This window comes from Streptomyces sp. Go-475 (assembly GCF_003330845.1).
Taxonomy (GTDB): Bacteria; Actinomycetota; Actinomycetes; order Streptomycetales; family Streptomycetaceae; genus Streptomyces.
In genome coordinates this window covers 5867401-5881961 of record NZ_CP026121.1, presented here as the reverse complement: position 1 = coordinate 5881961, position 14561 = coordinate 5867401, and the positions used below count along the sequence as shown (strand labels likewise).

Annotated in this window: 11 protein-coding genes and 1 tRNA gene; 1 reads left to right on the top strand and 11 read right to left on the bottom strand. The window is 70.7% G+C overall.

The window, feature by feature from the left end; genetic code table 11:
• Positions 1-14 precede the first annotated feature (14 nt).
• The 11 genes from prfA to C1703_RS27195 form a co-directional block, all read right to left on the bottom strand.
• Positions 15-1082 carry a peptide chain release factor 1 gene (gene prfA / locus C1703_RS27245; protein ID WP_114255315.1) on the bottom strand — a complete coding sequence of 356 codons (1068 nt, stop codon included), beginning with the start codon at positions 1080-1082 and terminating at the stop codon, positions 15-17.
• 108 nt (positions 1083-1190) lie between these two features.
• Positions 1191-1412, bottom strand: a complete 222-nt coding sequence (gene rpmE / locus C1703_RS27240) for a 50S ribosomal protein L31 (RefSeq protein WP_003992975.1) — start codon at positions 1410-1412, stop codon at positions 1191-1193.
• A 187-nt stretch (positions 1413-1599) separates the two neighbouring features.
• Complete coding sequence (locus C1703_RS27235; protein ID WP_114255314.1) at positions 1600-2736, bottom strand: LCP family protein; 1137 nt, start codon at positions 2734-2736, stop codon at positions 1600-1602.
• 206 nt (positions 2737-2942) lie between these two features.
• A complete protein-coding gene (locus tag C1703_RS27230) occupies positions 2943-4736 on the bottom strand; it encodes a trypsin-like serine protease (RefSeq protein ID WP_198678457.1) in 1794 nt (597 codons plus the stop codon).
• Between the two features lie 136 nt (positions 4737-4872).
• Positions 4873-6888 carry a transcription termination factor Rho gene (rho, locus tag C1703_RS27225; RefSeq protein WP_114255313.1) on the bottom strand — a complete coding sequence of 672 codons (2016 nt, stop codon included), beginning with the start codon at positions 6886-6888 and terminating at the stop codon, positions 4873-4875.
• Between the two features lie 399 nt (positions 6889-7287).
• On the bottom strand, positions 7288-8205 hold the full coding sequence (thrB, locus tag C1703_RS27220; RefSeq protein ID WP_114255312.1) for a homoserine kinase: 918 nt from the start codon (positions 8203-8205) through the stop codon (positions 7288-7290).
• 360 nt (positions 8206-8565) lie between these two features.
• A complete protein-coding gene (thrC, locus tag C1703_RS27215) occupies positions 8566-9624 on the bottom strand; it encodes a threonine synthase (protein WP_114255311.1) in 1059 nt (352 codons plus the stop codon).
• A gap of 6 nt (positions 9625-9630) precedes the next feature.
• On the bottom strand, positions 9631-10923 hold the full coding sequence (locus tag C1703_RS27210) for a homoserine dehydrogenase (protein WP_114255310.1): 1293 nt from the start codon (positions 10921-10923) through the stop codon (positions 9631-9633).
• Positions 10924-11076: 153 nt separating this feature from the next.
• Positions 11077-12468 carry a diaminopimelate decarboxylase gene (gene lysA, locus C1703_RS27205; protein ID WP_114255309.1) on the bottom strand — a complete coding sequence of 464 codons (1392 nt, stop codon included), beginning with the start codon at positions 12466-12468 and terminating at the stop codon, positions 11077-11079.
• 13 nt (positions 12469-12481) lie between these two features.
• A complete protein-coding gene (nrtL, locus tag C1703_RS27200) occupies positions 12482-13522 on the bottom strand; it encodes an ArgS-related anticodon-binding protein NrtL (RefSeq protein ID WP_114255308.1) in 1041 nt (346 codons plus the stop codon).
• Between the two features lie 331 nt (positions 13523-13853).
• Positions 13854-14363, bottom strand: a complete 510-nt coding sequence (locus tag C1703_RS27195) for a response regulator (RefSeq protein ID WP_232840793.1) — start codon at positions 14361-14363, stop codon at positions 13854-13856.
• A 115-nt stretch (positions 14364-14478) separates the two neighbouring features.
• On the opposite strand from C1703_RS27195, the gene C1703_RS27190 reads away from it, so the two are divergent.
• Positions 14479-14550, top strand: a tRNA-Arg gene (locus C1703_RS27190).
• Positions 14551-14561: the final 11 nt, after the last annotated feature.

The following is a 14561-nucleotide window of genomic DNA, read 5'->3' as shown; positions in this document are numbered from 1 at the left end:
CACTCCTACGTGCCTTACGCGGCTGCCAGCTTGGCGGCCGAGTCCGCGTCGACGCAGGCCTGGATCACCGCGTCGAGGTCGCCGTCCAGGACCTGGTCCAGGTTGTACGCCTTGAAGCCGACGCGGTGGTCCGAGATGCGGTTCTCCGGGAAGTTGTACGTGCGGATCTTCTCGGAGCGGTCGACGGTGCGGACCTGGCTGCGGCGGGCGTCGGCGGCGTTCCTCTCCGCTTCCTCCTGCGCCGCGGCGAGCAGCCTGGAGCGCAGGATACGCAGTGCCTGCTCCTTGTTCTGCAGCTGGCTCTTCTCGTTCTGGCAGGAGGCGACGACTCCGGTCGGGATGTGCGTGATGCGCACGGCGGAGTCGGTGGTGTTGACGGACTGCCCGCCGGGTCCGGAGGACCGGTAGACGTCGATGCGCAGGTCGTTCGGGTTGATCTCGACGTCGACCTCCTCCGCCTCGGGCGTCACGAGGACACCGGCCGCGGAGGTGTGGATACGGCCCTGGGACTCCGTCGCGGGGACGCGCTGCACGCGGTGCACGCCGCCCTCGTACTTCAGCCGCGCCCAGACGCCCTGGCCGGGTTCGGTCTGCCCCTTGGTCTTCACGGCGACCTGGACGTCCTTGTAGCCGCCCAGCTCGGACTCGGTGGCGTCGATGATCTCGGTCTTCCAGCCGACGCGCTCGGCGTAGCGCAGGTACATGCGCAGCAGGTCGCCGGCGAACAGCGCCGACTCGTCGCCGCCCGCGCCCGCCTTGATCTCCAGGATGACGTCCTTGTCGTCGCTGGGGTCGCGGGGGATCAGCAGGAGGCGCAGCTTCTCGGTCAGCTCCTCGCGCCGCTGCTCCAGCTCCTTGACCTCGGCGATGAAGTCGGGGTCGTCGGCGGCGAATTCGCGCGCGGTCTCGATGTCGTCGCCCGTCTGCGTCCAGGAGCGGTAGGTGGCGACAATGGGGGTGAGCTCGGCGTACCGCTTGTTCAGCTTGCGCGCGTTGGCCTGGTCGGCGTGGACCGACGGGTCGGCGAGCTTCTTCTCCAGGTCGGCGTGCTCGGCGACGAGTTCCTCGACGGCCTCGAACATCTTGGGCTCCTGTGTGCGGGCGGGGGTGAAGGGGCGGGCGACCAAAAACGCCGGTCCCGGAGCGCCCGGTGAAGGGGGCGCTTCCGTGGACCGGCGGTTCGGGGCTCGCTACTTCTTGGAGCCGGCGGCCTTGCCGAAGCGGGCCTCGAAGCGGGCCACACGGCCACCGGTGTCGAGGATCTTCTGCTTGCCCGTGTAGAACGGGTGGCACTCGGAGCAGACGTCGGCCCGGATGGTGCCGGACTCGATGGTGCTGCGCGTGGTGAACGACGCGCCGCAGGTGCAGCTGACCTGCGTCTCGACGTACTCGGGGTGGATGTCGCGCTTCAAGGTGTCTCCTAGGTTTCGGGAGGGCGCCGGGTCGCTGCCGCGGGGTGCGGGAGCGTGAACCGGAGCCGACGTACCAGTCTGCCAGGACTGGGGCCATCCCCCAAAACCGGGGGTTGCCGTCGTTTGTTCCCCGCGGGTCGTTCGTGGTTGCTCGCGCGGTTCCCCGCGCCCCTTTGGGGCGCGGCCCTCAGGAGCTGCTGACGACGCCCTTGGCCTCGCCGGTCGCCGTGCCCTTCGTCGCGCTCTTCGGGATCGGCTCGTCGTTCGCCAGGGCCTTCCAGATCTGGTCGGCCTTCTTCTTCTGGAGGAGGACGCGGTTGGGGTCGGCCGGGTCGTACTCGACCGGCATGGTGACCATGTGCATGTTGGCGGGGCTGATGCCCTGCAGGCCGCTCGCGAAGGACGCGAGCTTGTTGACCGAGCCGAGGTCGGAGTCGGTGGTCACGGTCTTGGTCGCGGTTTCCGCGAGGTCGAGCAGCTTCTTGGGGTTGGTGAAGACGCCGACGTCCTTGACCTGGTTGACCAGGGCCTTGATGAAGGCCTGCTGGAGCTGGATGCGGCCGAGGTCGGAGCCGTCGCCGACGCCGTGCCGGGTGCGGACCAGGCCGAGGGCCTGCTCGCCGTCGAGTCTGTGGGTGCCGGCCTTGAGCTTCAGGTGGCTGTCGGGGTCGTCGATGCTCTTCGTCGTGGTGACCTCGACGCCGCCGAGGTCGTCGATGAGCTTCTGGAAGCCGGCGAAGTCGACCTCCAGGTAGTGGTCCATGCGCAGATCGGTGATCGACTCGACGGTCTTCACGGCGCAGGCGGCCCCGCCGGTGGAGTAGGCGGAGTTGAACATCACGCCGTTGGCCGCGGGGTACTCGTTGCCCTTGGTGTCCGTGCAGGCGGGGCGGTCGATGAGGGTGTCGCGCGGGATGGAGACCACGCTGGCCTTCTTGTGGCCCTTGTAGACGTGCACGATCATCGCCGTGTCCGAGCGGGCGCTGCCGTCGTCGGTGCCGCCGCCGAGCTTCTTGTTGCCGCCGGCGCGGGTGTCGGAGCCGAGGACCAGGATGTTCTCGGAGCCGTTGTCGGCCTTCTTGGGGCGGTCGGTGCCGAGCGCCTGGTCGATGTCGACGCTCTTGAGGTTGCCGTTGAGCTTGAAGTACACGTACCCGACGCCCGTGCCCCCCAGGACGACGATGCCCGCGGCGGTCCAGCCCATGATCATCATGCCCTTGTGGCGCTTGCGGGGCTTGCGGCGGCGGCCCTTGGCGCGGTGACGTGCTCCGGTGGTGCCGGTCTCGCCCGGTATGCCCGGGCCCGGCGTGCTCTCGGCAGACATGGGCTCCTCAGCTCGTCTACGGTCGGTTACCCCCTGCGGTCAGTGCCAGGCGTGGTCGGCCGAACCCTTCCTCGCACCATCGTCGCTCCGCCTGGTCAGACGGAGAAACTCGGGAAAGGGTTGCACAACGGACCGTGCCCGCCGCGTGCGGCGGTGGACACGGTCCGTGTTCATAACGGCGAGGTATACCTCCCTCACCTGCGGTTTCAGCCGAAGATGTCGTACTGCTTGAAATCGGTGCCCACGGACTGCCTTGTGGCAAAGATCTCGCTGGTGGCCTTGCCGGTGCCCTTGTACAGGTAGAGCGTGCCGCCGGGGGTGCGGGCCAGGAAGTCGGCCTTGCCGTCGCCGGTGATGTCGCCGACCGCGTCGAAGGCGTTGTACGTCGTGCTGCTCCAGGTGCGGACCTTGATCCGGCCGGAGAACGCACCGGTGCCGGCCTTGCCGGTGCCCTTGTACAGGTAGATGTAACCGCCCGTCTTGCTGCGGGCGATCAGGTCCGTCTTGCCGTCCCCGGTGAAGTCGCCGTGGCCGCGCACGGAGTTGTACTGGTTCCAGCCGGAGCCGACCTTCACGCGCGGGGCGAAGGTGCCGTTGCCCTTGCCCGGGTAGATCCACAGCACGCCCGCCGAGTCGACCGAGAGCAGGTCGGGCAGGTAGTCGCCGGTGACGTCACCGGGGGTGATGATGCGGGTGCGGGTCGCCCAGTTGTCGGCGATCTGCTGGGTGGACCAGGTGCCGCTGGAGATGACGTAGTGCGTCCAGTAGACGTCGCCGGTGGAGCTGACCCGGTAGACCAGGTCCTGGTAGCCGTCGCGGTCGAGGTCGGTCTGCAGGACGAGGTTGACGCCGTTCCAGTTGCCCCAGGACTCACGGGCGGCGAAGGAGGTGCCGTTGGAGTTCTTGGAGTAGCCGGTCTTGGTGGAGGCGTTGCGCACCCACAGGTCGGCCTTGTGGTCGCCGTTGACGTTGGTGTCGTCGAGCCGCGGGTAGGCGGCGCCGACATACGTGCTGACCTTGCTGAAGACGCTGTAGGCGCCCTTCTCGACGCAGTCGGTCACGCCCCAGGACACGACACCGACGATGCGGTTGTTGACGACCAGCGGGCCGCCGGAGTCGCCGTTGCAGGCGGAGGTGGTGCCGGTGTCGCTGCCGGTGGCGGGCGGGCCGGCGCAGACCATGTGGCCCTTGATGAAGTCCCCGCCGTAGTAGCCCGCGCAGGTGGTGTCGGACTGGATCGGCAGCGTGGCCGTCTTCAGCGTCTCGGAGATGTCGTCGCTGGTGGAGCTGGTGCGGCCCCAGCCGTAGAGCCGGGCGCTGGTGCCGGCCGCGTAGGAGGCGGTGTCCCCGGACGTCGTCATGCGGATCGGCGTGGCCTTCACCGGGACGGGCAGGGTGAGCACCGCGATGTCGTTGTCGATGGTCGTCGCGTTGTACGAGGGGTGGTTCCACTGCCGCCAGACGCCGGTGACGGTGCCGCCGTGCAGGTCGGTGCCGTCGGCGGAGGGCAGCTGGGAGGTGCCGGTGACGACGGCGCCGTTGGCGTGCCAGTCGTAGCCCTTGACGCAGTGCGCGGCGGTGAGGATCTTCGTCGGCGCGACCACGGCGCCGCCGCAGAAGAAGCCGATGTCGTCGCTCGTGCTGGAGGTGCCGCGGTCGTCGTAGTAGTGGAGCTGCGCCATCCACGGGGCCGAGGTGATGGTGGTGTCGGTGCCGCCGATGACCTTCGGGTCGATGCGGCTCGTGGTGGTGCCGGCGCTGAGCGAGGCCTTGCTGGTCTTCCCGGCGGTGTCGTCACCGGCCATGGCGCCGGCGACGCGCTTCTCCAGCTCGGCGAGTGACGGGGAGCTGGTGGCGGGCTTGACCGTGGGCTGCGGCAGCGGCGTGGCGGCGTCGGCGGACGAGGTCAGCAGCGCGGCGGCCAGCGCAGCGGCGACGCCCAGGGCTCCGAGAGGCAGGGCGAGGCGTATCCGGCGTCTGTGACGACCGGCGCCGGACATGGACGTGTGCAAGAAGGTCCCCCCAGGGGTGCAAAGGTGGAGGGGCAACTGGAAGTGCCCGTTCCCTTCTGCGCCGAAGGGCCGTTTCTCGTCACTGGGTGGCGAGAAACGGCCCTTCGAGGGACTGCGTCGACGACTAGTCGCCGTTACCGGGCGTCGGCGTCGTCTTCTGGATCTGCATCAGGAACTCGACGTTCGACTTCGTCTGCTTCATCTTGTCGAGCAGCAGCTCGATCGCCTGCTGCTGGTCGAGCGCGTGCAGCACCCGGCGCAGCTTCCAGACGATGCCCAGCTCCTCGCTGCCGAGCAGGATCTCTTCCTTACGCGTGCCGGACGCGTCGACGTCCACCGCCGGGAAGATGCGCTTGTCGGCGAGCTTCCGGTCGAGCTTGAGCTCCATGTTGCCGGTGCCCTTGAACTCCTCGAAGATCACCTCGTCCATGCGGGACCCGGTGTCCACCAGCGCGGTGGCGAGGATGGTGAGCGAGCCGCCGTCCTCGATGTTCCGCGCGGCACCGAAGAAGCGCTTCGGCGGGTACAGCGCCGTCGAGTCGACACCACCGGACAGGATGCGGCCGGAGGCCGGGGCGGCGAGGTTGTACGCACGGCCCAGACGCGTGATCGAGTCGAGCAGCACGACCACGTCGTGACCCAGCTCCACCAGGCGCTTGGCGCGCTCGATGGCCAGCTCGGCGACGGTGGTGTGGTCCTCGGCGGGGCGGTCGAAGGTCGAGGAGATGACCTCGCCCTTCACCGACCGCTGCATGTCGGTGACCTCTTCCGGACGCTCGTCGACCAGGACGACCATCAGGTGGCACTCGGGGTTGTTGTGCGTGATCGCGTTGGCGATCGCCTGCATGATCATGGTCTTGCCGGTCTTCGGCGGGGCCACGATCAGACCGCGCTGGCCCTTACCGATCGGCGACACGAGGTCGATGATGCGGGTGGTGAGCACGCCCGGGTCCGTCTCCAGGCGGAGGCGGTCCTGCGGGTACAGCGGGGTGAGCTTGTTGAACTCCGGGCGGCCGCGGCCGTGTTCGGGCGCCATGCCGTTGACGGAGTCCAGGCGGACCAGCGCGTTGAACTTCTCGCGCCGCTCGCCTTCCTTGGGCTGCCGCACCGCACCGGTGATGTGGTCGCCCTTGCGCAGGCCGTTCTTGCGGACCTGGGCGAGGGAGACGTACACGTCGTTCGGGCCGGGCAGGTAGCCGGACGTGCGGATGAAGGCGTAGTTGTCGAGGATGTCCAGGATGCCCGCGACGGGGATCAGGACGTCGTCCTCGTTGATCTGCGGCTCGGTGGCCATGTCGTCGCGGCCGCGACGGCCCCGGCGGTCTCGGTAACGCCCGCGACGGCCGCGACGGCCGCCCTCGAAGTCGTCGTCGTCCTGCTGCTGCCCACGGTCCTGGCGGCCGCCGCCCTGCTGGTTCTGCTGCTGGCCGCGGTCCTGGCGACCGCCGCCCTGCTGGTCGTCGCCCTTGCCGCCACGGCGGTCACGGTCGCGGTCGCGGTCCCGGCCGCGGTCCCGGCGGTCACGGCGACGGCCCTCGCCGTCCCCGTCGGACTTGGCCTCGTTGCCCTGGGACTGCTGCTGCGCCGGCGTCTCGGCCTTGGGCTCGCTCTTCGCCTCGGCGGCGACCGTCTCGGGAGCGGAAGCAGGGGATCCGGCATCGGCGGTGGCGCGGCGACGGCGGCGCTCGGACGGAGCGTCGTCGGAGGCCGGCTGGCCGGGGATCTCGATCTGCTGCTGGGCCGTGGCCTTCTCGGCCTTCTCCGCGGGGGCCTCGGGGGCCTCCTTCGCGTCCGCCTTCTTCTCGGCCTTCTCACCGTTGTCGCCCGTACGGGCCCGGGAGGTGGCGCGGCGCTTGGGCTTGGTCTCGGCGGGGGCGTCGGCCTTCGCGGCCGGAGCGGCGCCGCCGGACGCCTGCGCCTCCTTGATGACCTCGATCAGCTGGCTCTTGCGCATGCGCGCGGTGCCCCTGATGCCGAGGCCGGATGCGACCTGCTGCAGCTCGGCCAGCACCATGCCCTCGAGGCCGGTACCGCGGCGCCGCCGGGAGCCGGCACCGGTGGCAGGCGCGGAGGCGTCCGTGGCGGGCGCGGCAGCGGTCTCCTCGACACGTGCGCCCATCAGATCGGTGGTGTCGCTCACGAAGGGTCCTTCCCTGGAGCGGACGTCGGCCTGTCTGGCTCGGCGACCGGTTGTGCTGTCCGGCTTCGGTCCGTGTGGTGTGAACCGTGCCGGGGCGGTGGTCCGCCTAAGCGGCGGAGGAATCTGGTGATGGCGCTTCCTTGAGTCGTGGCACCCAGTGTCAGTGTCACGCGGCGTGGTAGCACCGGTTCCGGAGCGTGCCCTGCGGCCCGCTCAGTGTCCTCGTACGGCGTACGGTCCGACGTACGGAACACAGTGCGGCTTGGGGGGCTCCCGGAAGAATGTCTGTCCCGGACGGGGACACGAGGCACCTCGCCATGGTGGGGTCGGGTGCAGACTTGAGGTTAACACTACCGGATCCAACAAACATTCCCCCTCTCCAATTCCGGCAAGCGTGTGTCAGGTCGCGAGCGGAAGCACGCTCGCGCCGTACGCGTCGAGGCTCAGCCGGTTCGCGGCCCAGTCCGCGCCGGCCAGGGCCTCGACCTTGTCGGCGGTGTCCGCGTCGGCCAGCGCCATGACCGTCGGCCCGGCGCCGGAGATGACCGCGGGGATGCCGTCGCTCCGCAGCCGCTCCACCAGCGCCGCGCTCTCCGGCATGGCCGGGGCGCGGTACTCCTGGTGCAGACGGTCCTCGGTGGCGGGAAGCAGCAGCTCGGGGCGCCTGGTCAGGGCCTCGACGAGCAGGGCGGCCCGGCCGGCGTTGGTGGCCGCGTCGACGTGCGGAACGGTGCGCGGGAGCAGGCCGCGCGCCGTCTCGGTGAGTACCGGCTTTCCGGGCACGAAAACCACCGGAACGATGGAATCGGCGGGGTCCATCCTGATCGCGCGGGCCGCGCCGCCCTCCATCCAGGACAGCGTGAAGCCGCCCAGCAGGCACGCGGCGACGTTGTCGGGGTGGCCCTCGATCTCGGTGGCGAGCTCCAGCAGCGCCGTGTCGTCGAGCTTGGCCTCGGCGCCTATGGTCACGGCGCGGGCGGCGACGATGCCGGCGCAGATGGCGGCCGAGGAGGAGCCCAGGCCCCGGCCGTGCGGAATGCGGTTGGCGCAGACGATTTCCAGGCCGCGCGGCTGTCCGCCCAGCAGATCGAAGGCGGTACGCAGGGAACGCACGAGAAGGTGCTGCTCGTCACGGGGGAGCGTCTCGCTGCCCTCACCCGCGATGTCGATGTGCAGCCCGGAGTCGGCCACCCGGACGACCACGTCGTCGTACAAGCCCAGCGCCAGGCCGAGGGCGTCGAAGCCCGGGCCGAGGTTGGCGCTGGTGGCGGGGACGCGCACCCGGACGGCGGCGGCGCGGAACGCTGGACCGGCCATCGCTCGATGACTCTCCTTGAGCTGCGGTGATTGTCGAATGACGGTCAACGGACATTCGATGACGTACGAGAACCCGGGGGGCCGCTGCCGACCGGGGTGGCCGGCCGCTGTCCCGGCCGTGGAGACGGCGCGGAACCGCTCCATGCGGAGGCATATGCGGCGGGCGGGTTCAGTACAGCCTATCGAAGGAAGGTTCTGTGGCGACATAGGGCGCACAGGAGGCGCACGATGCGTGTCGTAAGCCCCCTGTGCACCCCCCGTAGGGATTCTCCCCGGCCCGGCGCCGTCTTACGCCGGAACGTGTCGGGCGTGACACCGGCGCTCGGTGCGTCGGCGCACGTCAGGCCGGTTCGAGCGCCGTCAGACGAGACCCAGGCGCTCCGCCGCGGCCGCCGCGTCGACGGGGACGGTGACCGGCTGCGGAGCACCGGCGACGGCCCAGTCGGGGTCCTTCAGCCCGTTGCCGGTGACCGTGCACACGATGCGCTGGCCCGGGTCGACCTTGCCCTGCTCGGCGGCCTTCAGCAGACCGGCGACGGACGCGGCGGACGCGGGCTCGACGAAGACGCCCTCCTGCGAGGCCAACAGCCGGTAGGCGCGCAGGATCTCACGGTCCGTCACCTCGTCGATGGAGCCGCCCGACTCGTCGCGCGCGGCGATCGCGTACTGCCAGGACGCCGGGTTGCCGATGCGGATGGCGGTGGCGATGGTCGAGGGGTCCTTGACGACCTCGCCGCGCACGAGGGGCGCGGAACCGGAGGCCTGGAATCCCCACATGCGGGGGGTCTTCGTGGCGACGCCGTCGGCGGCGTACTCCTTGTAGCCCTTCCAATAGGCCGTGATGTTGCCCGCGTTGCCCACCGGCAGGACGTGGATGTCGGGCGCGTCCCCGAGCATGTCCACGATCTCGAACGAGGCCGTCTTCTGGCCCTCGATACGGACCGGGTTGACCGAATTGACCAGTGCGACGGGGTAGTTGTCGCTGAGGCCGCGCGCGAGGGTGAGGCAGTCGTCGAAGTTGCCGTCGACCTGGAGGATCTTCGCGCCGTGCACGAGGGCCTGGCCCATCTTGCCGAGCGCGATCTTGCCCTGCGGCACGAGCACGGCGCAGACCATGCCGGCGCGGACGGCGTACGCGGCGGCGGAGGCCGACGTGTTGCCGGTGGAGGCGCAGATGACCGCCTGCGCGCCCTCCTCCTTGGCCCGCGTGATGGCCATGGTCATGCCGCGGTCCTTGAAGGACCCGGTCGGGTTCGCGCCCTCCACCTTGAGGTGGACCTCACAGCCCGTGCGCTCGGAGAGCACCTGCGCGGGCACGAGGGGCGTGCCGCCCTCGCGGAGCGTCACGACCGGCGTGGTGTCGGATACCGGCAGCCGGTCCCGGTACTCCTCGATGATTCCGCGCCACTGGTGGGTCATTGCTGGTTACTCTCCTTCAACCCGCATGATGCTGGCGACACCACGCACGGTGTCGAGCTTGCGCAACGCCTCGACGGTCCCGGTGAGGGCGGCGTCGGACGCGCGGTGCGTGACGACGACGAGGGACGCCTCGCCGTCCTTCCCCTGCTGGCGAACCGTATCGATCGAGACTCCGTGCTCGGCGAAAACGGTCGCGACCTGGGCGAGAACACCCGGTTTGTCGGCCACGTCCAGGCTGATGTGGTAGCGCGTGACCACGTCGCCCATCGGCGACACCGGCAGCGCGGCGTAGGCGGACTCCCCCGGTCCGGTCGCGCCGCCGATCCGGTTGCGGCAGACGGCGACGAGGTCGCCGAGCACGGCGGACGCCGTCGGGGAACCGCCCGCTCCGGGCCCGTAGAACATGAGCTGCCCGGCGGCGTCGGACTCGACGAACACGGCGTTGTAGGCGCCGCGGACGGAGGCCAGCGGGTGGCTCAGCGGGATCATGGCCGGGTGCACGCGCGCGGTGACGGACCCGCCGTCCGCGGCCCGCTCGCAGATGGCGAGCAGCTTGATGGTGCAGCCCATCTCCTTGGCGGAGGCGAAGTCGGCCGCCGTCACCTCGGTCATGCCCTCGCGGTAGACGTCGTCGAGGCGCACGCGCGTGTGGAAGGCGATGCCGGCCAGGATGGCGGCCTTGGCGGCGGCGTCGAAGCCCTCGACGTCGGCGGTGGGGTCGGCCTCCGCGTAGCCGAGCGCGGTCGCCTCGTCGAGGGCCTCCTGGTAGCCCGCCCCCGTGGAGTCCATCTTGTCGAGGATGAAGTTGGTGGTCCCGTTGACGATGCCCATCACGCGGTTGATCTTGTCGCCGGCGAGGGACTCGCGCAGCGGGCGGATCAGCGGGATGGCACCGGCGACGGCGGCCTCGTAGTAGAGGTCCGCGTCGTGCTCCTCGGCGGCGGCGTGCAGGGCGGCACCGTCCTGGGCGAGCAGCGCCTTGTTGGCGGAGACGACGGAGGCGCCGTGCTCGAAGGCGGTGGTGATGAGGGTCCGGGCGGGCTCGATCCCGCCGATCACCTCCACGACGACGTCGATGTCGCCGCGTTTGACGAGGGCGGTGGCGTCGGTGGTGACGAGGGCCGGGTCGATGCCCTCCCTGACCCGGTCGGGCCGCCGCACGGCCACGCCCGCGAGCTCCACCGGGGCCCCGATCCGGGCCGTGAGGTCGTCGGCGTGCGTCGTCATGATGCGCGCCACCTCTGAGCCGACCACTCCACAGCCCAGCAGCGCCACCTTCAGCGGACGCGTACGCATCATCCGACCTCGTTTCCTCTTTACCGTCTACGGTGGAACCAGTCTCACTCACCGGACGGGACTTTCTGCCCTCGGTCCGAATTTTGAGACGTCTATTTCATTTGCGCGGAGGCGGAAGACAGGAGATCTTCCGCCCCCGCTCGCACGGCTCTTCGCTCAGCCGACGTCGAGACGCAGCAGGTCCTCCTCCGTCTCCCGGCGGACGATCACGCGCGCCTCTCCGCCCTCGACGGCCACGACCGGCGGGCGGAGCACGTGGTTGTAGTTGCTGGCCATGGACCGGCAGTAGGCGCCGGTGGCGGGTACGGCGACGAGGTCGCCCGGTGCCAGGTCGCCCGGCAGGAACGCGTCCTTGACCACGATGTCCCCGCTCTCGCAGTGCTTGCCGACGACCCGGGCGAGCATCGGCTCGGCGTCGGACGTCCGGGACACCAGGGCGACGCTGTACTCGGCGTCGTACAGCGCGGTGCGGATGTTGTCCGACATGCCGCCGTCGACGGAGACGTACGTGCGCAGCCCGTCGAGGGGCTTGATGGTGCCGACCTCGTAGAGCGTGAAGGCGGTCGGCCCGACGATGGCCCGCCCCGGCTCGACGGAGATGCGAGGGGTGCGCAGCTTGGCGGCCTCGCACTCGCGGCTGACGATCTCGGTGAGCGCCTTGGCGATCTCGTGCGGCTCGCGGGGGTCGTCGTCGCTGGTGTACGCGATGCCGAGCCCGCCGCCGAGGTCGATCTCGGGCAGCTCGACGCCGTGCTCGTCGCGGACGTCCTTCAGCAGCCCGACCACCCGGTGGGCGGCGACCTCGAACCCGGACATGTCGAAGATCTGCGAGCCGATGTGGCTGTGGATGCCGACCAGCTCCAGCCCGTCGAGCTGGAGCGCCCGCCGGACGGCCTCGGCGGCCTGCCCGCCGGCGAGCGGGATGCCGAACTTCTGGTCCTCGTGGGCGGTGGCGATGAACTCGTGCGTGTGGGCCTCGACGCCGACCGTGATCCGGATGAGGACCTTCTGGCGCCTGCCCAGCTCCCGGGCGATGTGGGCGACGCGGACGATCTCCTGGAAGGAGTCGAGGACGATGTGGCCCACGCCGGCCTCGACGGCCCGGGTGATCTCGTCGACGGACTTGTTGTTGCCGTGGAAGGCGATGCGCTCGGCGGGCATGCCCGCGGACAGGGCGGTGGCCAGCTCGCCGCCGGAGCAGACGTCGACGTTCAGCCCCTCCTCGTGCAGCCAGCGCACCACGGCGCGGGACAGGAACGCCTTGCCGGCGTAGTAGACGTCGGCCTCGGTCCCGAAGGCGCTGCGCCAGGCACGCGCGCGGGCCCGGAAGTCGGCCTCGTCGAGGACGTAGGCCGGGGTGCCGAACTCCTCGGCGAGCCGCGTGACGGGGATCCCGCCGACGGTGACCACACCGTCCTCGTCGCGGGTCACGGTCTGGGCCCAGACCTTGGGGTCGAGCGCGTTGAGGTCGGCGGGCGGGGCGGAGTAGTGGCCCTCGGGGAGGACATCGGCGTGACGGGGCCCGGCGGGGTGTGCGGAACGGCTCATTCTGCGTGCTCTTTCAAAGATGGTCGGGTGCGTCGATGCCGAGCAGGGACAGGCCGCCGGCCAGCACCGTCCCGGCCGCTTCGGCGAGGGCGAGCCGGGCACGGTGGGCGGCCGAGGGTTTCTCCTCGCCGAGGGGCAGCACGGCGGGGAACAGGGGCAGCGCGGCATCGGCGACGGCGAGGAGGTGCCGGGCCAGGCGGTCGGGGGTGTCCTGGGCGGTGGCGAGGACGCGGGGGTGGTCGCCGAGCAGGGCGACCAGCGCGTCACCGCCGCCCACCGGGCCGGGCTCGGGGTGGAAGCCGAGGTCGGCGGCGTTGCGCAGCAGCGCCCGGGTGCGGGCGTGGGCGTACCGAACGCGGAAGAGGGGGTTGGTCTCCCGCTGGACGAGGTGCTCGGGGGTGATCCGGGGCCGGTCGTGCGCGGCGGGGTACAGCAGCGCCCAGCGGGCGGCGTCGCGGCCGAGGGGGAGGGGGTCGGCGGGGGCGGGGACGGGGCGCACGGTGAGATCGACGTCGGCGAGAGCGCGGGGCCCGTGGGAGTCGTCGATGTCGACGCCGAGGACGGACTCCCACTCCGGGGCGGGCGGCCCGTCGTGATGGACGCGGACGACGTCACCCTGGCTGCGCCGCACGCGGGCGATGGCGTCCGCGACGACGACGGCACGGACCTCGGCCGGGCACCGGAGCTGGACGATGTTCCCGCTGAACCCCACGGCGTGGCCGTACCGCCGCCCGCGCCGCAGGATCTCCTCGACGAGGTCGGCGGAGGCGGTGCTCTCCAGGCTGAGGTTGAGGAAGCCGGGCCCGGTGACGACGACGTCGGTGACGCAGTGCTCGTGGAGCAGGCGCGCGCGGAGGATCTCGGCGACGCGCCGCGGCGGCTGCCCCGCCGCGCCGGCCAGCTGGAGGGCGATGTTGGTGGCGTAGTCGCCACACCCCCCGGGCCCCGGCGGCGTGACCACGGCCCGCTCCGGCACGGTCACGCTCAGCTCCCCCTCGTCGACAGCGCGACGCACGGCGTGCAGCACGGTGCGGGAGAGCTCGACGGGGGTCACGGGGACAAGCGTATGGGAGGAGGGGGGTGGGTAGGCGAGCCGGTTTGGGGGAGGGTCCGGGATGTGGACGCGGGGTGGTGTACGGCGACTCGTCCCTCGCGGTACGGCGGCGTGATCGACGGCCGGCCCTTACGGGGACGGCTTGCTGATCGACTGCCTGCCCCTACGGTACGGCGTGCCGATCGACTGCCTGCCCCTACGGTACGGCGTGCCGATCGACTGCCTGCCCCTACAAGCACGGCCTGCCGATCGACTGCCTGCCCCTACAAGCACGGCCTGCCGATCGACTGCCTCCCCCTAGAGGCACGGCCTGCCGATCGACTACCTGCCCCTACGGTACGGCCGACTGATCGACGGCGGGTGTCTGGGCACCGCCGCCGACGTCGGGACCGGCACCGCCCTGTCGCCCCCGGCTCCGGGCCCGCTCCATCAACTGCCGCACCATGCCGACCAGTTCGGCCGGCTCGAAGGGCTTGGCGAGGAAGGCGTCGACGCCCACGTCGAGCCCGGCCTCCACCTCGTACTGGGTGCAGGCGCTGACGATGGCGAGGGGCACATCCCGGGTCCGCGGATCGGCCCGCAACCGGGAGGCGGTCCTCAGCCCGTCCAGCCGCGGCATGGCCACGTCGAGCGTCACGACATCGGGCCGCACCTGATGAACGACATCGAGACACTCGGCACCATCGGCCGCGGTCACGACCTCCAGCCCCTCAAGCTCGAGGTTGACCCTGATCAACTGCCGGATGACCTTGTTGTCGTCCACAACAAGCACCCGGCCCGACGCGCCTGGCACAACTCGAGAGTAGGTCGGCCCCGGCCACCGCGTCCCGGTTTTCCCCACTTCCACCCCGCACGAGCGACCCGCACCCCCTTCCCCGGCAGCGGAAACCCGTTCATGACCACCCCGAGGGAGCTGGTAGTGTTCTACCCGTCGCCGCGAGCAACGCGACCGACACGCCCCCGTAGCTCAGGGGATAGAGCAACGGCCTCCGGAGCCGTGTGCGCAGGTTCGAATCCTGCCGGGGGCACCTTGTGTGAG